This is a genomic window from Pelagimonas sp. KU-00592-HH (genome assembly GCF_040369695.1).
GTDB lineage: Bacteria > Pseudomonadota > Alphaproteobacteria > Rhodobacterales > Rhodobacteraceae > Shimia.
Map to the genome: position 1 here is coordinate 81,849 of NZ_BAABWM010000003.1, position 23,555 is coordinate 105,403.

Sequence of the window (23,555 nt, forward strand, 5' to 3'; positions counted from 1 at the left end):
GTGCAGCCTAGAACGTGGCGCTGGCCTTCATGGCCAGTGCCCCGTCGTGACGGCGGGCCCAAAGGGTCATGTCGTCCCCCGAGGAGTTGCCCTCGATGTGGAACGACTGCATTCCGGCCAGAGGCGCAAGCCCGCGGAATTCAAAGGTTTTCGGCGCGCGCCCCATCGTTCGCGCCGCCAGATCCACCAAGAGGGTCGCGGTCAGTGGCCCGTGGAACACCAGCCCGTCATAGCCTTCCACCTGCCGGGCATAATCCACGTCATAGTGAATGCGGTGGCCATTGAAAGTCAGGGCGGAATAGCGGAACAGCATCACCTGAGAGGGTGTGATCTGTTCTGAAACTTCCGCCGTCTCGGGGGCCATCGCCGGTGTCGGCGACGGGGCATCCGGATCAGGGTCTTCCCGGTAGACGATGTCATGTTCTTCGCTCAGCGCCAGCGTGCCATCTTCAAGGAACAGCTCGTGCAGGACCGTCACGAAACACAGGTCTCCGGTCCGTCCTGACTTTTCGACGATATTCTTGATCGTGGATGTTTTCGACGTCGTACCGCCAATCCGGAGCGGCCTGTGAAAAATGAACCGACCACCGGCCCACATGCGGCGGGGCAGGGCAACGGGGGGAAGAAAACCGCCTTTCTGCGGGTGTCCGTCCCGCCCCAATTCCCCAAGCGGCTTGGCCTCGAGGAAATACAGCCAGTGCCACAGCGGGGGCAGGTCATCGCCATCCATCAGGCTCGCCTCACGCCCCAGGGTCGCCTGCATGAACCGCGCCGGTTCACTGCGCAGTATGTCGGTATATCCCTCGCTGCGCCCGATCCAGCTTTCGATGGCGTCAGTCATTCTCACTCTCCAGATCCCAGCTTTACCGCAGCCATTTACACCCTCAATGATCGGTCTTGGCAATCGCGGTTTTCATCACAGGCGAAAGCAACGCAAGAATGTGGTTTTCTCAAGGATGTCTCGTAAGCCGTGACCTGAGCTCCAAGTTTTGTACACCTCGCGGAGAGTCCTCAGAGTGTTTTTTTAAGTTTTTGGCGACACTCGTGAACTGTCGTGAGCTATGCTGCTAGAGATTCATGGACCATCCCGACGATACAAGGCGGGAAAAGACGCAGGGCAAATCCTTTGGTACCACTACGCTTGGCACAGAACAAAGCAATGAAGTGTGAGAAAGAAGCCAATCGCCTTTCTTTGTTTAGGTTTAATAGAAGAATTCCATGTTTAGCATTTGTTGCGTTTGGAATTGCAGCCATTGTTTCGCCAGATGCCGGTTCGGCACAATTTGAAGCAAAAGTGCTTTCCAAGGCGGAGTGCGAATTCATTGAAACGTACGATCAAGAAAACGACTCTTACAATTTCGCGTCTGACTTCGCCTATATGGCACATACATTGGACTTAACGGCCGATGATTGTAGCGAAAGCTGCTCTGCTCCATTGCGCAAACGGACGCTCGACATTGATGTTTCGTTTGTTCCATCAGAAGACGCGCAGATTGAAGCCTTTTTACAGGCCCTAGTTAACTTCGAGTTGTTTGCTGAGGATACAACAGGACTCTCAGTGACTATTCGCCCCCTGTTAGAACCAAATGTGGGCAAGGGAGGTACAATTGTCTTTTTTGCGGTGGACAAGAGCAATATGCAGGTTTTTCTAGAGTTGTTCTCGGGGCATACATCTCTCAACAGGCTAATCCGAGCGGCGATTTTGCCTGACACAACGTGCTTTGCGAGTTTTCCTAAATGGAATGATGTGTCTGAACCTGCCTTAGCTTTCATAAATGCTGAGCATTATGGCACTCCTGAAAAGATCGCTTCGTGTGTGCGAGAAGAAGCGTTCAATAGCTTGGGACTTGTGGGAGATCCACAGGGAGACCAATCCTTGTTTACGGACCTTAGGTGGAGAGGCCCTGAGTGGCCAGCACCAGGCTTTTTTGTATACGGGGACCGCGATTATGTGATGATGCGTTTGCTTTATAGGCCGGATTTTGAGATTGGGCAGGGCTACGAAGAAACTCTTTCGGAAGTAAACGAAATAATCGATCTCGAATGCAGGAGGTGAATGCGTGTCTTCAAAGGAGTATTGTTAGAGGGGGCGCTTTAGGTGGGCGGGTCACTAAGCTTGAACGAGTATCTTTGATCCCACTCGAAGAACGTCCCCCATTTCACCTTTTTTGAGGTATGGTGTTGACCTTGTTTTCAGCCTGAACTACGAAGTCAGAACTTCGAGCGGGTATGGTGAAATGGTATCATAAGAGCCTTCCAAGCTTAAGGTGCGGGTTCGATTCCCGCTACCCGCTCCAAGAAATCCCCGCTTGCTCTCCTTGAATTAGAGACGTCACGTAAGGCGCTGTTTTTGCGCGTTTAACTCCGGGCTTTTATCCGCCAACATCAGCCGCGGCCGCGCGGCCTGCGTTGCGACCCGAGAAAATGCAACCGCCAAGGAAGGTGCCTTCGAGGCTGCGGTAGCCATGATAGCCGCCACCGCCAAAGCCCGAGACTTCACCCGCCGCATAAAGCCCCTGCATGATCTCTGCGCCACGCCCTTCGGCGATACGGAAACACCGCCCTCCCAGATCGGTTTCCAGACCGCCAAGCGTCTTGCGCGTCAGGATGTTCAGCTTCACGCCAATCAGCGGCCCTTTGGAAGGGTCAAGGATCTTGTGCGGTTTGGCCGTGCGGATCAGCTTGTCGCCGATATAGTTCCGGAATGTCCGCAGCCCCATGATCTGCTGATCCTTGGTATAGGGGTTGTCAATCTGGCGGTCCCGGTCCTCGATCTGGCGCTGCACGGTGTCAACATCCAGCAACTCATTGCCGGCGATGCGGTTCATCTTGCCAATCAGCTCGGGCAGGGTGTCGGCCACGGCGAAATCCGCCCCGTGTTCCTTGAACGCCTCAACCGGCCCCGTCGCCTTGGGGCCAATGGCGCGTCCCAGCACCTGTTTCCAGTCACGCCCCGTCAGGTCGGGGTTCTGTTCCGATCCCGACAGCGCGAATTCCTTCTTGATGATCGCCTGCGTGAGGATGAACCACGTGTAATCATGGCCGGTCTGCATGATGTGTTCCAGCGCGCCAAGGCTGTCGTAGCCTGGGTAATTCGGGGCGGGCATCCGCTGGCCCGTGGCGTCGAACCACATCGAAGAGGGGCCGGGCAGGATGCGGATGGCGTGATCGGGCCAGATCGGATCCCAGTTGCGCACCCCCTCGACATAGTGCCACATCCGGTCGCGGTTGATGATGTTGGCGCCGGCGTTTTCGGAAATCCCGAGCATCCGGCCATCGACATGCGCGGGCACCCCCTTGATCATATGCGCAGGCGGTGGGCCAAGCCGCTTGGGCCAGCTTTGACGCACCAGATCAAGGTTGCCGCCAATCCCGCCAGAACAGACGATCACCGCAGGCGCCCGCAGCTCGAAACTGCCGGTCACGTCGCGGTTGCTTTCTTCGCCGCGCGGCCGCGTATCTGGCGCGAGGATCGAGCCTGAGACGCCAACACATGATCCGTTTTCGACAATAAGATCATCCACTTGATGGCGGAATCTGAAGTCTATCTTTCCCTCGGCCGCCATCGCCCGCGCACGGGTTTCGAACACCTCGACAATCCCCGGTCCGGTGCCCCAAGTGATATGGAACCGCGGCACGGAGTTGCCGTTCTTGGAGGCATCAATGCCGCCCCGTTCCGCCCAGCCGACCACCGGAAAGATCCGGTGCCCCATGCCCCGCAGCCAATCGCGCTTTTCCCCGGCGGCAAACTCGACATAGGCGCGGGCCCATTTCTGCGGCCAGTGGTCTTCGTCGCGGTCGAAACCGGCCGTGCCCTGCCAATCCTGCCAGGCAAGATCAAAGCTGTCCTTCACGCCAAGGCGGCGCTGTTCGGGGGTATCCACCATAAAAAGGCCACCCAGCGACCAGAAGGCCTGGCCGCCCAAATTGGCCTCGCTTTCCTGTTCAAGTACGATAACACGCCGCCCTGCATCTGCCGCCTCCGTTGCGGCCACGAGACCGGCCAATCCCCCGCCAACGACAATCACATCTGCCTGCTGCGCCATGTGTCCCTCCCCGAAAACATGTGCTTTGGGGAAGTATTGTCGCCTTTTTGCGGCCTGACAACGCAAGCGCGCAGGAAACGCCACGTCAACCAACCGCCTTGCGCGCGCCCGGCTAGCCCAACTCGCGCATCTGTTGTGCCGCGTCGCGAACGACTTCCGCGATCTCGGCAAGCTGCGGGGCAAGGGGGCTGGTCTTGCGCCAGATCATGCCCACGATGCGCGACGGGCGCGGGGCAGGGAAGTAATCAATGCTGACATCGGCCGAACGCGTTTCGATCGGCACCGCCATTTCCGGGATCAGCGTGACACCGATCCCCGATCCGACCATCTGCACCAGCGTCGATAGCGAACTGCCGTCCAGCCCGTCGCGGGGCACCGCGCTTTGCACGCTACAGAACGACAGCGCCTGATCGCGGAAACAATGCCCTTCCTCAAGCAGCAAGAGCTTCATTTCCTTGAGCTTTGCGGCATCCGGGATCGGCTTGTCCGCATCCCCGTCGGGCCGCACCAGAACGAACTCTTCCTCGAACAGGGCCACTTCGGTCAGATGCGGCTCCGAAACCGGAAGCGCGACGATGGCGGTGTCAATCCGCCCCTCCGAAAGATCCGCCAGAAGCTTTGAGGTCAGCGTTTCGCGCACGTGGATATCCAACCCCTCGTGGCGCTTGGTCAACTCGCGGATCACCGCCGGGAGGATATAGGGCGCGATGGTCGGAATGACCCCGATTCTCAGCCGCCCGGCAAGCCCCGTACGGGCTGCGCGCGCCATTTCGCCGACTTCATCCACCGCCCGCAGGATATCGCGGATACGCTCCTGAAGGTCTTCCCCAAAGGTTGTCAGCCGCACCTTGCGGGCGCTGCGTTCAAACAAGGGGAGCCCAAGGGTTTCCTCCAACTCCTTGATTTGAAGGGATAATGCGGGCTGGGAAATGGCGCAGGCATCGGCGGCGCGGCCAAAATGCCCGTGTTCGGCAAGCGCCTTGAAATAGCGCAGCTGGCGGAGGGTGAGATTCATCATAAGAAATACCTATCGTTCCGATCAGAAAATGCAACTTCTTCAAATCAAAACCCTTTGCTAGCCTCAAATCATCGAGGTTGAAAGGGAGGTCAGCCTCAGGCCCCGGCAGATGCCGACGGCCTGTTTTTTCCTCCGCAAGACCTACATTTCCCGAGACCCACGCGTCACATCCATAGCCAGATCGGAGAGCCCCATGGACGGAAACAACATCGGCAAATGCCCAGTCATGCATTCGCACAGCACCCACGCAACGCGCACCAACAGCGATTGGTGGCCGAACCAGCTTAACCTGTCGATCCTGCATCAGAATTCCTCCAAGTCCGATCCGATGGGCACGGATTTCGACTATGCCACCGCGTTCAAATCGCTGGATTTCAAGGCGCTCAAGCAAGACCTCTATGCCCTGATGACCGACAGCCAGGATTGGTGGCCGGCTGACTATGGCCACTATGGCGGCCTGTTCATCCGTATGGCGTGGCACAGCGCGGGCACCTACCGTATGGGCGACGGTCGTGGTGGCGGCGGCACCGGCCAGCAACGCTTTGCGCCGCTCAACTCCTGGCCGGACAACGGCAACCTCGACAAGGCACGCCGTCTTCTGTGGCCGATCAAGAAAAAGTACGGCAACAAGATTTCCTGGGCTGACCTGATGATCCTTGCCGGCAACTGTGCCATTGAATCCATGGGCGGGCGCACCTTCGGCTTTGGCGGCGGTCGTGCCGATGTCTGGGAGCCGGAAGAAGACGTCAACTGGGGCTCGGAAGCCGAATGGCTGGCCGAGAACCGCTATACCGGCGAACGTCAGCTGGATAACCCGCTGGCCGCCGTGCAGATGGGCCTGATCTACGTGAACCCCGAAGGCCCCAATGGTGAGCCGAACATCCTCGCCTCGGGCGAAGACATCCGCGACACCTTTGGCCGCATGGGCATGAACGACGAGGAAACCGTGGCATTGGTCGCGGGCGGTCACACCTTCGGCAAGGCGCACGGGGCAGGGGATCCTGCACTGGTCGGGCCGGAACCCGAAGCGGCCCCGATCGAGGCGATGGGTCTTGGCTGGATCAACGCGCATGGCTCGGGCAAGGGCGGTGACACCACCACCTCCGGCATCGAGGGCGCGTGGACGGCCAACCCGATCAAATGGGACAACGGCTATTTCGACCTGCTGTTCGGCTATGACTGGAACCTCACCAAGTCGCCCGCCGGCGCATGGATCTGGGAACCGGTCGGCGTGCCCGAAGAGCACATGGCCCCCGCCGCGCATGATCCGAGCAAGAAGGTCAAGACCATGATGACCACCGCCGACATGGCGATGCGCATGGACCCGATCTATGGCCCGATCTCCAAGCGGTTCCACGAAAACCCCGAAGAGTTCGCCGAGGCCTTTGCCCGCGCATGGTACAAGCTGACCCACCGCGACATGGGCCCGAAATCCCGCTACCTGGGCGAGGAAGTGCCAAGCGAAGATCTCGCATGGCAGGATCCGATCCCGGCTGGCACCGCTCTTGGCGACGATCAGGTGGCCGACATCAAGGCGCGCATTCTGGCAACCGGCCTCTCGATTTCGGAGCTGGTCTCGACCGCGTGGAACTCGGCTGCAACCTACCGTGGTTCGGATCACCGCGGCGGCGCGAACGGTGGCCGCATCCGCCTTGCACCGCAAAACGGCTGGGCCTCGAACGAGCCAGAAGCCCTGTCCAAGGTTCTGGCCGCGCTGGAAGGCGTTCAGAACGATGTCGGCGGGTCGGTGTCGATGGCAGACCTGATCGTGCTTGGCGGTGCCGCCGCAATCGAGAAGGCCGCCAAGGACGCAGGCCATGATGTCACCGTTCCGGTCAGCACCGGACGCGGCGATGCCACGGCGGATCAGACCGACGAGGCTGGCATTGCCTACCTCGAACCGGTGGCCGACGGGTTCCGCAACTACCAGAAGGCCCAGTATTCGGTATCGCCCGAGGAACTGCTGGTGGACCGCGCCCAATTGATGACGCTGACCGCGCCTGAGATGACCGTCCTGATCGGTGGTATGCGTGCCCTTGGTGCCAACCACGGTAACAGCGCCCATGGCGTCTTCACCGATCGTCCGGGCGTTCTGTCGACCGACTACTTCGTGAACCTCCTCGACATGGGCACCACCTGGACGCCCTCGTCGGAAGAGGGCATCTACGAAGGCCGCGACAGCGCCAGCGGCGATGCGAAATGGACCGCCACACGCGTTGACCTCGTGTTCGGCTCCAACTCGCAACTGCGCGCCATCGCCGAGGTCTATGCGCAAGACGACTCCGCAGGCGATTTCGTCAAGGACTTCGTCGCCGCCTGGACCAAGGTCATGGACGCCGACCGCTACGACCTGTCGTAATCCGCTCAGGTCCAGTCCCTGATCCCGAAAGGCGCGAGGCACCCCTCGCGCCTTTTTCGCGGTCAACTGCACGCGCCGCGAATCTCTCCACCCGATCCAGCACCCGCCCCCCCCACTCGAAGAGCCCAACCAAGACCTTTCCACTGCGTCCCCCGCCTGTTGCGCCCCCCATTTCCGACATGGCCCGCCCCGCCACCGACGGCGGTTTCGGACAGGCTGACTTTTTGACCTTCGGACCTTCTTTCAGGCATGGTCATTTTGTCCAAAGTGGATACCAGTATGATTTTTGTCGTTTTTCCGCCCGAGTCTTCGTGATTTTGTGCGGCAAAACGGCGGCGCAGCATGGGCGAGGGAGGCCAGAAAAAGACATGACGGATTTGTGGGACGGACTGTCCCGTGCCTTCTTCCTGCTCGTGTCCTTCGACGCCGATCTCGTCGAGATCACCCTGCGTTCGCTCAGGGTGACGCTGACCGCATTGCTGATCGCCTCCCTGATCGCCTTGCCCTTCGGGGCGCTTCTGGCCGTGCGCCGCTTTCGCTTCCGTCGCACCACGATTGCCGTCCTGAACGCGCTGATGGGGCTGCCGCCGGTGGTGGTTGGCCTGATCGTCTATGTCTTCCTAAGCCGCTCTGGCCCCTTTGGTGTCTTCGGACTGCTGTTCACGCCCACGGCGATGATCATCGCTCAGATCATCATCATCGTGCCGCTGATCGCCTCGATCGCGCATCAGGCCCTGCGCGAACTCTGGTCCGATTACCACGATCTCCTGATCTCGATGAACACCACCCACATCCAGCGCATCCAGACGCTGCTGTGGGATGGCCGCCGCGCCCTCCTGACCGCCGCGCTGGCCGGTTTCGGCCGCGCCATTGGCGAAGTCGGCGCGATCATGGTGGTGGGCGGCAATATCGACCACCACACCCGCGTGCTGACAACCGCCATCGCGCTGGAAACCGGCAAGGGTGAATTCGCCATGGCGCTGGCGCTTGGCTTTATCCTGATCGGACTCGCCATCCTCGTGAACATCGCCATCCACTGGCTGACCCAGACCGAACGGGAGGGCCGCTGGTGAGCGATCTCTTCCCTCTCAAGGTCGAACAGGCCGTCTCGCGCAGGCGCGGCAAGGTGCTGGTTGGTCCGGTGGACCTGACCCTCGACACCCGAGGCACCACCGTCGTGATCGGCCCCAATGGCGCGGGCAAGACATCGCTTCTGCGTATGCTGCACGGCATCGCCCGCCTGAATGCAGGCAAGATCACCTGGAACTGCCCCCAGGACGAAGCACAGCGCCGACAGTCCTTTGTGTTCCAGACCCCGGTCATGCTGCGCCGCTCGGTGCGCGACAACCTCGCCTATCCCCTGCGCGTCCTTGGCACACCCCGCGCGGATGCCTTGCAACAGGCCGACGACTGGGCCGAACGCGTGGGCCTTGGCTATGCCGTCAATCGCCCGGCCACGGTTCTCTCCGGCGGCGAACGCCAGAAACTTGCCATCGGCCGCGCCCTGATCCGAAGCCCGGACGTTCTGTTCCTTGATGAACCCTGTTCCTCGCTCGACGGCCGCGCCACCCGCGAAATCGAAGACATCCTGCAAAAGGCCGCCGCATCCGGCACCCGCCTCATCATGTCGACCCACGACATGGGACAGGCCCGCAGGCTCGCCTCCGAGGTGCTGTTCATCCTCGGCGGCAAGGTCCACGAATTCGGACCTGCAACACCATTTTTCGAAGGGCCGCAAACCGCACAGGCCCGCGCATTCCTAAGAGGAGATATTGTCGAATGAAACGAGCGATCCTGGGGGCAGTCGCTGCACTTGCCCTGTCGACGGCTGCCCTGGCAGAGGACATTAAGATGGCCGTCACCACCTCGTTCCACAACTCAGGCCTGTCCGACATCCTGCTGCCCGCGATCAAGCAAGACCTTGGTCTCGAGGTGCAGCTGCTTGTCGTCGGCACCGGTCAGGCCATCCGTCTGGGTGAGGCGGGCGACGTGGACGCCATCCTCGTCCACTCCCGCAAGGCCGAGGACAAGTTCCTCGCCGGCGGCTATGGCACGCACCGTCGCGAGATCATGTACAACGATTTCGTCTTTATCGGTCCCAAGTCGGACGAAGCCGCCATCGCGACAGCCACCGCCGCCACCGACGCCTTGCAAAAGATCGCAGGCGCCAAGGCCCCCTTCGTCAGCCGCGGCGACGACAGTGGCACCCACAAGAAGGAACTGAGCCTCTGGTCGACCGCCGGTCTTGATGCCGCTGCCTTTGATGGCTGGTACAACGCCGTCGGCGCAGGCATGGGCGCCGCCCTCAACACCGCGTCGGGGATGAACGCCTATATCATGTCCGACCGTGCAAGCTGGCTCAACTTCGGCAACAAGGGCGATCTGGCGCTGCTCTATTCCGGCGATCCGGTGCTGTTCAACCAATACGCCTACCTGCCGGTCAATCCCGCGAAACACCCGCATGTGAAAACCGAACTGGCGGCAAAACTCGAAGGCTGGCTGGTCTCGGACAAGGCCAAGGCGCTGATCAACGCCTATACCATCAACGGCGAGACACTCTTTGTCTTCAACGCCAAGCCCTGAGCGCATTTTAAAAATTCCCCAAAAGGCCCGGAGCTTCCCCTCCGGGCCTTTTTCGTGGGCCAGAACCAGCCCCGCACCAACCCCCTTTTGATTCACCTCGTTTCGGATAGACTTCCCTGAACGTCCGGCGCGTGGATGGGAGGCAAGCGGTGAAAGGGTGGCTGCAAGCACACTTCAAGGGCAGGCAGGGCATGCTTGCCCTGCTGTGCAACACCATTGGCCTCTCTCTGGCCGCAACCCTGCTGTCCCACCATCTTGGCCTGCTGTATGCGGTGGCCGTCACAGGAGCGCTTGGTCTATTGGCGTTTTGGCAAGTCATCGGGGCCTTCCGGTTCGGCGACAGGCACGCGCGTGACAACCACATGGGGCTGGCGTGGCTTGGCTATGGCTCGATCACGATCGTGCTGGCCCTGCTGCTGGTCACACTGCCGGGGCTGTGGCTTGAAAAGCCGGCTGTCGATCTCACGCCGCACGACACCCGCGTCCGCGTCGAAGCCCACGACGATCACCTCCTGATCACGGGCCAGATCGACTATCGCACCCTGTCCCAATTACGCACGGCCCTTGCCGACCATCCCGCCCTGCCGGTCTGGCTCAATAGCGGGGGCGGGCATGTCATCGCCGCGCGGGTGATCGCAACGGTGATCGAGGCCGAACAGCGCGACACCCACGTGCCCGAACGCTGCCTGTCTGCCTGCACGATGGTCCTCGCCGGTGGCACCCACCGCTCTGCCGCACCGGATGCGGTGATTGGCTTTCACAGCTACCGTTTCGACCACGACATGCGCGTCGAAACCCTGAATGTCGCCGAACAGGAAGCCAAGGATCAGGCCTATCTGATTGCCCGTGGCATCGACCCGGCCTTTGTCCGCCGGATCTACGAAACCCCGCCCGACAAGATGTGGCACCCCACTCGGCAGGAGATGCAGGCGGCGGGGGTCTTGAGTGATCCTGAATGACCGTCCCGCAGGGTCTTAACGTTTGACCGCCCGTCGGTCACCGCACCTCCGCAATACCGACGTAATACCGACGTGACACCGACAGGCGTTTTGGCGTTAACCTATTCGTCCAAAGAGCCATGCACGGCGAACTGTTCCAGCCCTGCATCCTGCGGCTGGATCACGCGATAGGCCTCGCGCACACCGGCATCCGACAGCTCACGTGCCACGGTCAGCAGGGTATTGGCCTCGTGCTCGTCGCACAGGTCTGCCATCTGGGAAATCTCTTCCGCCGCCACGGGACGCGCGGCCTCAAGGCTTGGCGCGCCATAGTAGTCCACGAAATGTTGCGCCAGAAGGTCGGTCAAGGTGTTGACTTCAAAGGGTTCTATCTCGGTCACGGCAACAAAGGTCACGCGCCCCGAGGTCTCGAGCCCGAACCAGCCGTTGGCAAAGGCCTGACGGGCCTTGCCGCTGAGGTCCGCCTCGCTCCAGTTCGAGAACTCAAAGCCGCCCGAGATGCACCACTCGCCGGTGCGGGCCGATACCGCGAAAACACGGCTGTCGCTCTCGTCAAAATGAATGGCCCGTGCCAGCTTCATCGCCCGTCCTCCAGAAGTTCTGTCAATGAAATCAAAGTGGTATCTTCGTCCTGTCGCAGCAGCATGCCAAAGCGTTCATCGACCCCAAGAAAGGTGCCCGCCTTGCCCATGATCTCGATCTCTTCGCCCATGCCATGCGCCAACCCGCGCCATTCGGCATGTAAGGGTTTCACGCCTTCGTCCTCCCAGCGGGTGATCCAGTTCAGCGTATGCCGCGCCCAGCTTTCCAACAGGGCAGGGGCCTCGACATCGGCACAGCCCTCGGCATAAAGCGCGGTGTCATCCGGTGTCGTCCCCGGATCGTCGCTGGCCGGCCAGAGCGGCAGCTCAAGCCCCACAACCAGCCAGTCGGGAACCTCATCTGTCACCCCCGTCGACGCCGCCACCCGCAAGCGCCCGCACCGCGCCCCGTTGACCCGCAGGCCACCCCCCCATTCAAGGTGGACCGCCACCTCTGGCGGCGCAAGCGCCCCAAGCGCGTTCTGAAAGCCCACCCCGCAGGTCGGCAGCATGGCCATCGCGTCCTGCAACGGCACTTCCGGCGCAAACACCAACGCCGCGCGCAGCGTGTCGCTGCCCAAGGCATAAACCACCATCCCGGCATCACAGCCAAGCGCCGCCTTCATGCAGGCCGTCTGGAACGGATCGTCCGATCCCGACACCTCGTGGCCCGCCATCAATGGTGGAAAAATCACCTCGTTCATACCTGTCCCTTCGCAATAAGCCCTTGGGCCACTTCACGGAATCCCGCCGCCTGGGCACTGTCCGGTTCCGAGACCACTATGGGCGCGCCGCCATCTGCGGCCATGCGAATTTTAAGGTGTAGCGGGATTTCCGCAAGCAGCGGAACCTCCATTTTTTCCGCTTCCGAGGCCACGCCGCCATGCCCGAATACATGCTCTTCATGCCCGCAGTTCGAACAGATATGGGTCGACATGTTCTCGATCATGCCAAGGATCGGCACGTTCAGCTGGCGGAACATGTCGATCCCCTTGCGGGCATCAATCAGCGCCACATCCTGCGGGGTCGAGACCACGATGGCGCCATCCACCTCGGCCTTCTGGGCCAGTGTCATCTGCACGTCCCCCGTGCCCGGCGGCAGGTCCACCAACAAGACGTCAAGCGCCCCCCATTGCACCTGCATCATCATCTGCTGCAAGGCCCCCATCAGCATCGGCCCGCGCCAGACCACCGCCTGATCATCGTTGGTCATCAGGCCAATCGACATCATCGTGACCCCGTGGTTGCGCATCGGCAGGATGGTTTTGCCATCCGGGCTCGACGGACGCCCCGACACGCCCAGCATCCGCGGCTGGCTTGGCCCATAGACATCCGCATCCAGCAAGCCAACCCGCTTGCCCTCTGCCGCCAGCGCACAGGCGAGGTTGGCCGAAACGGTCGATTTGCCGACGCCGCCCTTGCCACTGGCAATCGCGATGATTTTGGCAACACCGGGGATTTTCTCGGGGCCCTGCGGTTTGGGCCGCGCCCCCATCTTCAGGTCGGGTGGGGCCGGCTGGGCGCTGTGGCCGGTCATCACGATCGAGACCTCCTCCACGCCATCCAACTCGCGAAGGGCCGTTTCGGCCGCCGCCTGGATCGCCGCGTAACCTTCTGCCTTGGCGGGGTCGATCTCAAGCACGAACCGCACCGTGCCGCCGTCGACGTTCAAGGCCCGCATGACACCGTTCGACACGATATCCCCGCTGCCCGACAAATCGGCGATCCCTTTCAGAACCTCAAGAACCGCTTCTCGCGTTGCTGCCACCTTCGTCACTCCTGTCCCTTGATCGTGCCGGTCACCACATGCTCCATGTCCAGCCCGTCAATCGTGATGACGGCCTTGGCGGTGAACTCTTTTCCAGCGGTCTCCGCGCCGCGCATGGCCTCTTCAATCGCCTGCTGGGAGGTGACCCCAACCTGCTTCAGAAACTTGCGCATCGACATGTTGAAATCATCGCTCATCCGAGCCTCTCCTTTTTGAGTTGTTGACGAAACGGGCCGTGTGTTTTTACCATTTTCCATGCGCGCCCTTCTGAATATATGGTTTTTTGCTGCCGCTCTTTGCGTCACCTTCGCGATGCAAGTGTCTGCAAATGAACGGCAATTTCGCCTGTCCGCTCCGGCCGGTCTGGTCGAAAGCGGGGTGCTGAAATACCTGCTGCCGCGCTTCTCTCTCAAGACCCAGGTGCGTATCGAACTGGTGGAACCGGGCGAAACCTCTGCGGTTTCTCTCGGAACCGAAGGCACGCCGGTGTTCAACGGATTGGGGCGAAACTGGGCGGTGCGTCTGGACAATCCCGACCACACGGGCGCACGCCGCTTTGTCGATTGGCTGCGCTCGGACGTGGGCCAGCGCACGATCACGTCTTTCACCGTTGATGGCACGTCGCCCTTCACCCTGCCAAAGGCCGAGGCGCAGGTTGTCGCCACGGTGTCCTTTGACGGAGACGCCGAGGCCGGACAGGTGCTTTCCCTGCAAATGTGCGGCCGCTGCCACGTGGTGAGCGATGCCAACCGGATGAACGCCATCGGCTCCACACCGTCGTTTTTTGCCCTGCGTACGCTGTCGGATTGGGACGAGAGGTTCACGGCGTTCTACGCCCTCAACCCTCACCCTTCCTTCACGCAGGTTGCCGAAATCACGCCCCCCTTTGCCGACGACAGACCATCCCCGATCGTGCCGATAGAGATGACCCTCGAAGACCTCGAAGCGATCCTGTCCTACGTGGCGCTGCTTGAGCCCGCCAACCTTGGTGCCCCCCTGCAACATCAATGATCCCGGCGCTTGCTGAGATAGTCTTCGGTGGTGCGTGGTGCAGGCCGATCCCCTGCGGCGAAGGGGTTGTTTTTCGAATGGAATTGGGCATTCACCCGACAGTCATCGCACATCTGGATCATGCGGATGGCTTCGGGATTCTGGAACATACCGTGATTGCCCGCGAGCTTTTCGGTGATCTTGTCGATGGTTGATTTGACCCCGAACAGGGTGCCGCACTCGACACAGGCGAAAGGCTCTTCCTCGTTCAGAACCACCTGTTCCAGCGCGGTATTCTCGAGGTTCATGCGCGGCTCATAGGTGATGGCGTCCTCGGGACAGACATTCGCGCACAACCCGCATTGCAGACAGGCATCTTCCTGAAAACGCAGTTGCGGCAGGTCCGGATTGTCGCCAAGCGCGCCGGACGGGCAGAGCGAAATGCATGACAGGCACAAGGTGCAACTGTCGGTATCCACGAGAACCGCGCCATAGGGCGCGCCCTCGGGCAGGGCAATCAGCGCCTGATCCGGATTAAGCGCCTTGGTCGCGGTGCGGGTCACCTGCCTGCGGGTCCCCATCGGGCGCACCGGTACGGCGATCGGCTGGTTGTCCGTGCCTTCAAACAGCATTCCTGACAGCGCGTCCGGGTCCATCGTGTCGATCAGGGCGATGCTCGACCCAGCAAGCGCCCCCGCCAGATCGGCCTGCGCCTGCATGACCTCGCGGTCGGTCTTGGGCGCGAGGAGGACAGACACATCCGCAAAGCCGGCGGCAAGGGCCGCAACCATCTCGGCGTGTCCGAAGGTGTTCAGGGCGTCCACCTCAAGCGGAATGACATTAGCGGGCAGGCCATCGCCAAAACGCGCGGACAGGCGGATCATTTCGCTGCCGTGATCATCAACCACCAGAAGGCGCGGCTGGCTGCCACCCGCTTCGAGATAGACCTTGGCAAGTGTCTGAACGCGGCGGAACAGGATGTCGGGGGCAGGGGCGTCATAGCTGATCGCGCCGGACGGACAGAGCGAAGAACAGGCACCGCAGCCCGCACAGATCATCGGATCAATGCTGACGTGATCGCCATTGGGTGTGATCGCTCCCGTCGGGCAGGCGTCCAGACACCGGCTGCACCCGGTTTGGCTGGCCCGCGAATGGGCGCAAAGCAGGGGTTCCGCCTTGACGTACAGGGGCTTTTCGAACGTTCCGACAAGCTGCGAGGCCTCGAGAATGGTATCCGCGACTGCAGGGATGCTGCCCGGATCAGCCAGGACATAGCCTTCGCGCTTCTCTGGCGCGGGAAACAGAGGGGTTTCGCCGCGCAAATCAAGGATCAGATCGCATTGGGACAGGCCGCCATCGCGCGGGTCCGTGAACTGCATGGCACCGCGCCCTCCGGGAATGCCCTGACGCAGCGCATCAATCCGGACCTCGAACTGTCCAAGCGACCCGCGCGCTGACCTGAGATTGCCGACAACGACATCATAGGCCCGCGACGTCACCTGTTCCGGCGGGGTGTCCAGAAGAACCGTCACGGTCAGCAGGTCCTTGAGCTTTTCCGCCGCTGCAATCGCCACCTCTTCGGAACCGAGGATCAGGCAGATCCCCTCGGACATCACGTCGACCGTCTTGGCCGCCCCCTGCGGCAGGCTGGCCTCGGCCACAAGCGCGGCCATTTTGGGTAGTTTCGGGGCCGCGTCAGCCGACCATCCGGCCCGATCACGCAGGTCAAGAAGTGCCGGTGCGGGGGCGTCTATCTCGTCTGCAAGGGCGGTGAAAAACGCCTCTTCCTGCCCGCAGCAAATAATTGCCTCACCCGTGGAAATCGCCTCGGCGGCGGCCTGAACTTCGCTGGTGCAAAGCCCGGTATACAACTTTGAGCATGCCAGTCCGGTCGTGGCCTCAAGACCCGCCGCATCGATGGTTTGTGATCCTGAACAATCACACAAAATCAATGTCTTAGGCATGTTTTTCCTCGCTGGTTTTTGCCGGATATTCGGCGATTTCTGGCTGGATTTCCCTCTTCAACTAGGCATGATTCCCGCGGGTCGTAAACCAGTTTTCTGTCGTCTTCCCGTGCTTGGAATCGCCGAATCAAAGCCGATGATTCGCGTAAAAATGCCCATGTCGGCTTTCTGATAAAATTAGTCGGATTGGACATTTCGTCCCCTGACACACCCCGCTCCCCTCCGGTCTGCCCAATTTGTCCCGAAGCGTTGAAAACCCGCTCAAGACCCTTTGCCCAGCCATGTCCCTACGGCACCTTTGAGTGAGAGCATCACGAGAGGACTTTGGGAGGCGTGATCATCGAATCCGAGAAATACGCGGCAATGCCGCTCGGCGTCGTATTGCGCCGAAGCCCTGGCGTGACCCGCTGGGCCAAGTGGTCCTGGCGCTGTGTCGATGTTCTGCCCGGCGCCGGGGATGCCGACTGGGCAGAACTCCGCAGCGAAGCCGAAGTCACCGATTTCCACGCCGCAACCCCGTCGCTCGAACTCTACGCAGACGAGACCGAAGCCTATCTTCACGGCCTCACTGCGCAGGTACCCTGTCTCTACGTCGTGATGCGCGAAACCGAAGATGAGGCCCGTCCCTTCGACATCGTTCTCGTCACTGCCTCGCCCTACGAGGCGCAGGACTATGCCGACAGCGGCGAAGAGGTGATCGAGAAAATCGCGATGCCGGCGGCCATTGCATCCTGGGTCCACGCCTTCGTTGCGCTGCATCACAAGGAAGAGGTTTTCAAGAAACGCCGCCGCGACAAGAAGGACATCACCCTTGTCGAAGACGGCATTGGCGACCCGCGCATCGCGCAGATGGCTGATGTCTACCGTTCGCCGGTTCAGGCCAAGAAGGAGCGGCTGCAATGAGCGGGGATTTCTGGTCACGTCGCAAGGCTGCCGTCGAAGCAGAACAGGCCGCTGAGGCCCGTCTTGCCGAGGAACGCGCCGAAGCCGAGCGTGATGCGGCGCTGGAAGACAAGAGCGATGCGGAAATCCTGGCCGATCTTGATCTGCCCGATCCCGATGATCTGGGCCAAGGCGATGACTTCACCGTTTTCCTGTCGAAAACCGTGCCGCAACGCATCCGTACCCGCGCTTTGCGGCGTCTCTGGCTGACCAATCCCGTTCTGGCCAATGTCGATGGCCTTGTCGATTACGGCGAGGATTTTACCGACGCCTCCTGCGTGATCGAGAACCTCCAGACCGCCTATCAGGTTGGTAAGGGCATGACGGAACACGTGCTCGAAATGGCCCGTCAGGCGGCTGCGGAAGAGGAAGGTGAGGCAGTACCGGAGACACCGGAGCCCGACGCACCCGACGCCGTCGAAGAGGTGCCCGAGACCGTCTTTGCCGAACGCCAGCCCGCACCGACACCCACCCCTGCCGCGGCGGACGTCTACGAAGACCTCCCAGAGCAGGCCACCCAACCCATCCCGCGCCGTATGCGCTTTTCCTTCCAAGAGGACGCCACCGCATGATGCAGGAACAGATGATGACAGCACCTGAAACCGCCGCCCCGCCGATTTCCCCCGAAGATCGCATGCGTGCCGATCTTTATAACTTCCTTGGCATGATCCTTGCCCGTCCGGCCGACCAACTCTCGCTCGACATGGTTGCCGGTCTGGAAGGCAACGACACGGAATTGGGGCAGGCGATCACATCCCTGACCCGCGTGGCCCGAGTGGTCGCGCCCAAGACGGTTGAACGCGAGTTCAACCAGCTTTTCATCGGGCTGGGTCGCGGCGAACTGCTGCCCTATGCGTCCTATTACATGACGGGGTTCCTGAACGAGAAGCCCCTCGCCACCCTGCGTCGTGACATGGCCGCCCGTGGCCTCAGCCGCGCGGAAAACGTCTACGAACCAGAAGACAACATCGCTTCGCTGATGGAGATGATGGCCGCGCTGATCGTCGGGCGCTTTGGCACGCCTGCCACGCTTGAAGACCAGAAAACCTTCTTCAACCGGCACATCGCCCCATGGGCCGGGCATTTCTTTTCGGATTTGGAAGCCGCCAAGACCTCGGTCTTTTTTGCACCGGTAGGCCAGATGGGCCGCCTGTTCATGGAGATCGAAGCCGAGGGCTTTCGAATGATCGCGGAGTGAGCCGCATTCACCGGCGGGCAACCGCCATCAACCAGAGAGGAGGACTCTCATGACCAAGAAAGCCGAGGAGACCCGGATCGCAGATCAGGGCCGCCGAGATTTTCTGAAACTGGCCGCGACCACCGCCCCTGTTGCCGCAGTGGCTGTTGCGACCACCGGAGGTGCGGCCGAGGCCGCAGAGCCGGACCTGTCCTTGGAAAAGATGCAGGATACAGCGCACACCCGTGCGTATTTCGACAGCGCCCGTTTCTGACGGACGGTGTTTTCTGCCAAGGGCGACTGGTTGCGATTGGCCCGACTGCCCGAGGTTTTCGTTAACCCAGCTAGGTTCCCGAAGGGGACAGCAAGGGAGGTTTAAATGCTTAGGAAAAAGACCAACGGGGTAGCGAGACGCCCCCAGCGGACAAGTATCCTGTCTGACGTCGCAGAGAAATCTGTCGACCGCCGCGCATTCCTGCGGGGCAGCGGTCTGGCCATTGGGGGCCTTGCCGCGATCAGCGCCACCGGAGGAACGGTGACGCAAGCCAATGCCGCCGCGGCCGCCGCGTCTGGCACTGTCGAAACCATCAAATCGGTCTGCACCCACTGTTCGGTGGGCTGTACCGTTGTTGCCGAAGTGCAAAACGGCGTCTGGATCGGGCAGGAACCCGGTTGGGACAGCCCGTTCAACCTCGGTGCGCATTGCGCCAAGGGCGCCTCGGTGCGTGAACACGCGCATGGTGAACGCCGCCTCAAGTACCCTATGAAGAAAGAGGGTGGTGAGTGGAAGCGCATCAGCTGGGAACAGGCGATCAACGAGATCGGCGACGGCATGATGAAGATCCGCGACGAGAGCGGACCTGACAGCGTCTACTGGCTCGGTTCGGCCAAGCATAACAACGAACAGGCCTACCTGTTCCGCAAGTTCGCCGCCTACTGGGGTACGAACAACGTGGATCACCAGGCCAGGATCTGTCACTCGACCACGGTTGCAGGTGTTGCCAACACCTGGGGCTATGGCGCGATGACGAACTCCTACAACGACATCCACAACTCCAAGGCCATCTTCATCATCGGCGGCAACCCAGCCGAGGCGCACCCCGTCTCGCTGTTGCACGTCCTGAAGGCCAAGGAACAGAACAACGCGCCGCTGATTGTCTGCGATCCGCGTTTCACCCGTACCGCGGCACACGCCGATGAATACGTCCGGTTCCGTCCCGGTACCGACGTTGCGCTGGTCTGGGGTATCCTGTGGCACATCTTCGAAAACGGTTGGGAAGACAAAGAGTTCATCCGCACCCGTGTCTGGGGCATGGACCAGATCCGCGAGGAAGTGGCCAAGTGGAACCCCGAAGAAGTCGAGCGTGTCACCGGCACCCCGGGATCGCAGCTCAAGCGCGTGGCCCGTACCATGGCCAACAACCGCCCCGGCACCGTGATCTGGTGTATGGGCGGCACGCAGCACACCAACGGCAACAACAACACCCGTGCCTACTGCATCCTGCAACTGGCCCTTGGCAACATGGGCACCTCGGGCGGTGGTACCAACATCTTCCGTGGCCACGACAACGTTCAGGGCGCAACCGACCTTGGTGTTCTGTCCCATACCCTGCCGGGCTACTATGGCCTGTCCAAGGGCGCATGGGCACACTGGGCACGTGTCTGGGAAGAAGACGGCGAGTGGCTGAACGCCCAGTTCGACACGCTTGTCGGCAAGGACGGCAAGGAAAAATCGCTGCAAAACCTGCGCGGTATTCCGGTGTCGCGCTGGATTGATGGTGTTCTTGAAGACAAGGACAACATGGATCAGCCCAACAACGTGCGCGCGATGGTGCTTTGGGGCCATGCCCCGAATTCGCAGACCCGTGGTCCGGAAATGAAAACGGCGATGGAGAAGCTGGACATGCTGGTCGTGGTCGACCCGTATCCCACCGTCTCGGCCGTTCTGCATGACCGCACCGATGGCTGCTACCTGCTGCCGGCCTGTACCCAGTTCGAAACCCGTGGTTCTGTCACGGCCTCGAACCGGTCGTTCCAGTGGCGGGATCAGGTTGTCGAACCGCTGTTCGAATCCAAGACAGACCATGAAATCATGGGCATGTTCGCGAACAAGTTCGGCTGGGCAGATCGTTTCTTCCGCAACATCGAGATGGAAGACGAGAACACCCCGAACATCGAGAGCGTCACCCGCGAGTTCAACAAGGGTCTGTGGACCATCGGCTATACCGGTCAGAGCCCGGAACGTCTGAAGCTGCACATGGCCAACCAGCACACCTTTGACCGCACGACGCTGCGCGCCATCGGTGGGCCCGCTGACGGAGACTACTATGGTCTGCCGTGGCCGTGCTGGGGCACTGCGGATATGAAGCACCCGGGCACGCCGAACCTCTATGACATGTCCAAACCTGTCTCCGAAGGCGGCCTGACCTTCCGCGCCCGTTTTGGCGTTGAACGTGATGGCGACAACCTTCTGGCCGAAGGCGTCTACTCGGCGAATTCGGAAATCCAGGACGGCTATCCGGAATTCACCATGCAGATGCTGATGGATCTCGGATGGGATGCGGACCTGACGGATGAGGAACGCGCCAGCATCGACGCGGTGGCCGGTCCCAAGACCAACTGGAAAACCGACCTCTCCGGCGGTATCCAGCGGGTCGCGATCAAGCACGAGTGTGCGCCCTTCGGCAACGCCAAGGCCCGCGCCGTGGTTTGGACCTTCCCCGATCCGGTGCCGCTGCACCGCGAGCCGCTCTATACCCCGCGGCGCGATCTGGTTGCGGACTATCCGACCTATGAAGACCGTCAGGCCTATCGTCTGCCGACGCTTTATGCCTCGATCCAGAAGAACGATTTCTCCAAGGACTATCCCATCGTCCTCACCTCCGGCCGTCTGGTCGAATACGAAGGTGGCGGCGAGGAGACCCGTTCGAACCCCTGGCTGGCAGAGCTTCAACAGGACATGTTCGTCGAGATCAACCCGCGCGACGCCAACAATCTTGGTGTTCGGGACGGGGCGCAGGTCTGGGTCGAAGGTCCGGAAGGCGGCAAGGTCAAGGTCATGGCACTGGTCACCGAGCGGGTGGGTGAGGGCGTCGCCTTCATGCCCTTCCACTTCGGCGGTCATTTCCAGGGGGCCGACCTGCGGGAGAAGTATCCCGAAGGTGCCGACCCCTATGTGCTCGGCGAAAGCTCGAACACCGCCCAGACCTATGGCTATGACTCGGTAACCCAGATGCAGGAGACGAAGACGACTCTCTGCAAGATCTCAGCAGCATAAGGAGACAAGAGAATGGCAAGAGCAAAGTTCCTCTGTGATGCCGAACGCTGCATCGAGTGCAACGCCTGCGTGACCGCGTGTAAGAACGAGCACGAGGTTCCCTGGGGGATCAACCGCCGCCGTGTTGTTACCATCAACGATGGTAAACCCGGCGAACGGTCGATCTCGGTGGCCTGCATGCACTGCTCCGATGCGCCATGTATGGCCGTCTGTCCGGTAGACTGTTTCTACCAGAACGAAGAAGGCGTGGTTCTGCACTCCAAGGATCTCTGCATCGGCTGTGGTTATTGCTTCTACGCGTGCCCCTTCGGGGCACCGCAATACCCGCAGGCGGGCAACTTCGGCAGCCGTGGCAAGATGGACAAATGTACCTTCTGTGCCGGCGGCCCCGAGGAGACCCACTCGAACGCAGAGTTCTCCAAGTACGGTCGCAACCGGATCGCGGAAGGCAAACTGCCGATCTGCGCCGAGATGTGCTCGACCAAGGCCCTCCTGGCAGGTGACGGTGACGTGGTTTCGGCCATCTACCGCGAGCGTGTCGTGGCCCGTGGCTTCGGCTCCGGCGCCTGGGGTTGGGGTACCGCCTACGACCAGAAGGGCGGCTGATCCCGGTCTTGCAACACAAATCCGGGGCGGCCTGCAATGGGCCGCCCCGGCGACCGGTTCCTCGATCGTCTTGAAAAACAAGGAGGTGGCCCATGCTTCGCGTGGCACTCGCACTCATTTTGTCTCTGTCTCTGGGCATCATGGCCCAGGCCCAAGAGACCCCGGATCGCAGCGCCACCGGTGGGGCGCAAACCCTTGAAGATATCCTCGCACGCCAGCAGGGGCAGTCCATCGACGACAGCTTCCGGCGGGATGATGTGGGCGATCCGGGACGCGCGGCTGGCGCAATGAACCAGCTTGGCACGCTCGGAGGCCTGTCCGATCCCGAAGTCTGGCGCGCGGTGCGTTATGGCTCTGCCGAGGTCAAGGTGTCCTCGGGCGGCGAGGTGGCGTCTGTCCTGATGCAGGACGGCGGCATGAAGTGGTTGGCGTGGCGCGACGGCCCGCTGCGCACCTACGGCGGCTGGTTCCTCGTCGGAACGCTGGCGGCGCTGCTTGTCTTCTACCTGCTGCGCGGCAAGATCATGATCGACGAGCCGATGACAGGGCGCACGGTCACCCGCTTCAAAGCCTTTGAGCGTTTCGGCCACTGGCTTCTGGCCGGTTCCTTTATCCTGCTTGGCCTTACGGGGCTCCTCATCCTGTTCGGCCGCATCTTTATCGCGCCCTTTTTCGGCAAGGAGGCCAATGCCACCCTTCTGGAAGTCTCCAAATGGGTGCACAACAACGTGGCCTGGGCCTTTATCGCAGGCCTCGTGATGATCTTCGTGATGTGGGTCGTACACAACATTCCCAACCGCACCGATCTGGTCTGGCTGCGCCAATTCGGGGGCATCATCGGCAAGGCCCACCCGCCCGCGAAAAAGTTTAACGCGGGTCAAAAGGTGATCTTCTGGTCGGTGATCGTCTTTGGCGGCTCGATTGCCGTCTCCGGTGTCTCGCTGCTGTTCCCCTATGAACTGCCGCTGTTTGCCAAGACCTTCACGGTTCTGAACGACATGGGCATTCCCGGCCTGATCGGGCTTGAACAGCTCCCGACCGAACTCTCCCCGCAAGAGGAGATGCAGTTCGCGCAGGGCTGGCACGCGATCATGGCCTTTGTCCTGATGGCGATTATCCTCGCCCATATCTACATCGGCTCGGTCGGGATGGAAGGGGCCTATGACGCCATGGGTTCTGGCGAGGTTGACGAGGCATGGGCGCACCAGCACCATTCGATCTGGCTGGACGAGATGAAAGAGGCCGACGCCTCAGCGCCCAAAGAGGCTACACCCGCCGAGTGATC

Annotated in this window: 23 protein-coding genes and 1 tRNA gene; 16 read left to right on the forward strand and 8 right to left on the reverse strand. The window is 61.2% G+C overall.

Annotated elements, in window-relative coordinates; genetic code table 11:
• Positions 1-7 precede the first annotated feature (7 nt).
• Positions 8-841 carry an HTD2 family dehydratase gene (locus ABWV42_RS12755; RefSeq protein ID WP_353340473.1) on the reverse strand — a complete coding sequence of 278 codons (834 nt, stop codon included), beginning with the start codon at positions 839-841 and terminating at the stop codon, positions 8-10.
• Positions 842-1,054: 213 nt separating this feature from the next.
• Between ABWV42_RS12755 and ABWV42_RS12760 the strand changes: the two genes are divergently transcribed.
• Positions 1,055-2,056 carry a DUF2927 domain-containing protein gene (locus ABWV42_RS12760; RefSeq protein ID WP_353340475.1) on the forward strand — a complete coding sequence of 334 codons (1,002 nt, stop codon included), beginning with the start codon at positions 1,055-1,057 and terminating at the stop codon, positions 2,054-2,056.
• A 167-nt stretch (positions 2,057-2,223) separates the two neighbouring features.
• A tRNA-Gly gene (locus ABWV42_RS12765) sits at positions 2,224-2,297 on the forward strand.
• A 75-nt stretch (positions 2,298-2,372) separates the two neighbouring features.
• On the opposite strand, the gene ABWV42_RS12770 is transcribed toward ABWV42_RS12765, so the two are convergent.
• Positions 2,373-4,046, reverse strand: a complete 1,674-nt coding sequence (locus tag ABWV42_RS12770) for an FAD-binding dehydrogenase (RefSeq protein WP_353340477.1) — start codon at positions 4,044-4,046, stop codon at positions 2,373-2,375.
• A gap of 112 nt (positions 4,047-4,158) precedes the next feature.
• Positions 4,159-5,064 (reverse strand): LysR substrate-binding domain-containing protein, encoded by a 906-nt coding sequence (locus tag ABWV42_RS12775; RefSeq protein WP_353340478.1) that lies wholly within the window; start codon positions 5,062-5,064, stop codon positions 4,159-4,161.
• 193 nt (positions 5,065-5,257) lie between these two features.
• Between ABWV42_RS12775 and katG the strand changes: the two genes are divergently transcribed.
• The 5 genes from katG to ABWV42_RS12800 all read left to right on the forward strand — a co-directional run bounded on the left by katG (position 5,258) and on the right by ABWV42_RS12800 (position 10,965).
• A complete protein-coding gene (gene katG / locus ABWV42_RS12780) occupies positions 5,258-7,423 on the forward strand; it encodes a catalase/peroxidase HPI (protein WP_353340479.1) in 2,166 nt (721 codons plus the stop codon).
• A 368-nt stretch (positions 7,424-7,791) separates the two neighbouring features.
• Complete coding sequence (locus ABWV42_RS12785; protein WP_353340480.1) at positions 7,792-8,496, forward strand: ABC transporter permease; 705 nt, start codon at positions 7,792-7,794, stop codon at positions 8,494-8,496.
• On the forward strand, positions 8,493-9,206 hold the full coding sequence (locus ABWV42_RS12790) for an ATP-binding cassette domain-containing protein (RefSeq protein ID WP_353340482.1): 714 nt from the start codon (positions 8,493-8,495) through the stop codon (positions 9,204-9,206). Before ABWV42_RS12785 ends, ABWV42_RS12790 begins: the two co-directional genes overlap by 4 nt.
• Positions 9,203-10,006: an ABC transporter substrate-binding protein gene (locus tag ABWV42_RS12795; RefSeq protein ID WP_353340483.1), complete on the forward strand. Its 804-nt coding sequence runs from the start codon at positions 9,203-9,205 to the stop codon at positions 10,004-10,006. The genes ABWV42_RS12790 and ABWV42_RS12795 overlap by 4 nt, the downstream gene beginning before the upstream one ends.
• 191 nt (positions 10,007-10,197) lie before the next feature.
• The gene (locus ABWV42_RS12800) at positions 10,198-10,965 is read left to right on the forward strand and encodes a COG3904 family protein (protein ID WP_353340484.1); all 768 of its coding nucleotides are present in this window, start codon (positions 10,198-10,200) and stop codon (positions 10,963-10,965) included.
• Between the two features lie 101 nt (positions 10,966-11,066).
• Here the strand turns inward: ABWV42_RS12800 and ABWV42_RS12805 are convergent, their stop codons facing one another.
• Genes ABWV42_RS12805 through ABWV42_RS12820 form a run of 4 tightly spaced genes read right to left on the reverse strand, consistent with a single transcriptional unit; the run spans position 11,067 to position 13,511 of the window.
• A complete protein-coding gene (locus ABWV42_RS12805) occupies positions 11,067-11,546 on the reverse strand; it encodes a DUF6505 family protein (protein WP_353340485.1) in 480 nt (159 codons plus the stop codon).
• Complete coding sequence (locus ABWV42_RS12810) at positions 11,543-12,250, reverse strand: biotin/lipoate--protein ligase family protein (protein ID WP_353340486.1); 708 nt, start codon at positions 12,248-12,250, stop codon at positions 11,543-11,545. The genes ABWV42_RS12805 and ABWV42_RS12810 overlap by 4 nt, the downstream gene beginning before the upstream one ends.
• The gene (gene apbC / locus ABWV42_RS12815; protein WP_353340487.1) at positions 12,247-13,314 is read right to left on the reverse strand and encodes an iron-sulfur cluster carrier protein ApbC; all 1,068 of its coding nucleotides are present in this window, start codon (positions 13,312-13,314) and stop codon (positions 12,247-12,249) included. The genes ABWV42_RS12810 and apbC overlap by 4 nt, the downstream gene beginning before the upstream one ends.
• A 5-nt stretch (positions 13,315-13,319) precedes the next feature.
• The gene (locus ABWV42_RS12820; RefSeq protein WP_255105791.1) at positions 13,320-13,511 is read right to left on the reverse strand and encodes a DUF6494 family protein; all 192 of its coding nucleotides are present in this window, start codon (positions 13,509-13,511) and stop codon (positions 13,320-13,322) included.
• 115 nt (positions 13,512-13,626) lie between these two features.
• Here ABWV42_RS12820 and ABWV42_RS12825 point away from each other — a divergent pair, with 115 nt between their 5' ends.
• Positions 13,627-14,325, forward strand: a complete 699-nt coding sequence (locus tag ABWV42_RS12825; RefSeq protein ID WP_353340488.1) for a hypothetical protein — start codon at positions 13,627-13,629, stop codon at positions 14,323-14,325.
• Here the strand turns inward: ABWV42_RS12825 and ABWV42_RS12830 are convergent.
• Complete coding sequence (locus tag ABWV42_RS12830) at positions 14,319-16,268, reverse strand: 4Fe-4S binding protein (RefSeq protein WP_353340490.1); 1,950 nt, start codon at positions 16,266-16,268, stop codon at positions 14,319-14,321. The two genes, ABWV42_RS12825 and ABWV42_RS12830, sit on opposite strands and share 7 nt — an antisense overlap.
• On the opposite strand from ABWV42_RS12830, the gene ABWV42_RS12835 reads away from it, so the two are divergent.
• From ABWV42_RS12835 to ABWV42_RS12870, 8 genes are all read left to right on the forward strand, one after another.
• Positions 16,156-16,440, forward strand: coding sequence for a hypothetical protein (locus ABWV42_RS12835; protein WP_353340945.1), 285 nt, complete (start codon positions 16,156-16,158; stop codon positions 16,438-16,440). The two genes, ABWV42_RS12830 and ABWV42_RS12835, sit on opposite strands and share 113 nt — an antisense overlap.
• A 161-nt stretch (positions 16,441-16,601) precedes the next feature.
• Positions 16,602-17,171, forward strand: coding sequence for a DUF3305 domain-containing protein (locus tag ABWV42_RS12840; protein WP_502930964.1), 570 nt, complete (start codon positions 16,602-16,604; stop codon positions 17,169-17,171).
• On the forward strand, positions 17,168-17,782 hold the full coding sequence (locus tag ABWV42_RS12845; RefSeq protein ID WP_353340492.1) for a DUF3306 domain-containing protein: 615 nt from the start codon (positions 17,168-17,170) through the stop codon (positions 17,780-17,782). The genes ABWV42_RS12840 and ABWV42_RS12845 overlap by 4 nt, the downstream gene beginning before the upstream one ends.
• Positions 17,779-18,408 carry a TorD/DmsD family molecular chaperone gene (locus tag ABWV42_RS12850; protein WP_255105800.1) on the forward strand — a complete coding sequence of 210 codons (630 nt, stop codon included), beginning with the start codon at positions 17,779-17,781 and terminating at the stop codon, positions 18,406-18,408. The genes ABWV42_RS12845 and ABWV42_RS12850 overlap by 4 nt, the downstream gene beginning before the upstream one ends.
• A gap of 49 nt (positions 18,409-18,457) precedes the next feature.
• Complete coding sequence (locus ABWV42_RS12855; protein ID WP_255105802.1) at positions 18,458-18,661, forward strand: twin-arginine translocation pathway signal protein; 204 nt, start codon at positions 18,458-18,460, stop codon at positions 18,659-18,661.
• A 105-nt stretch (positions 18,662-18,766) separates the two neighbouring features.
• Positions 18,767-21,664, forward strand: a complete 2,898-nt coding sequence (locus tag ABWV42_RS12860) for a formate dehydrogenase subunit alpha (protein WP_353340494.1) — start codon at positions 18,767-18,769, stop codon at positions 21,662-21,664.
• A gap of 12 nt (positions 21,665-21,676) precedes the next feature.
• Positions 21,677-22,270 carry a formate dehydrogenase FDH3 subunit beta gene (fdh3B, locus tag ABWV42_RS12865; RefSeq protein ID WP_255105806.1) on the forward strand — a complete coding sequence of 198 codons (594 nt, stop codon included), beginning with the start codon at positions 21,677-21,679 and terminating at the stop codon, positions 22,268-22,270.
• Positions 22,271-22,362: 92 nt separating this feature from the next.
• The gene (locus ABWV42_RS12870) at positions 22,363-23,553 is read left to right on the forward strand and encodes a formate dehydrogenase subunit gamma (protein ID WP_353340495.1); all 1,191 of its coding nucleotides are present in this window, start codon (positions 22,363-22,365) and stop codon (positions 23,551-23,553) included.
• Positions 23,554-23,555: the final 2 nt, after the last annotated feature.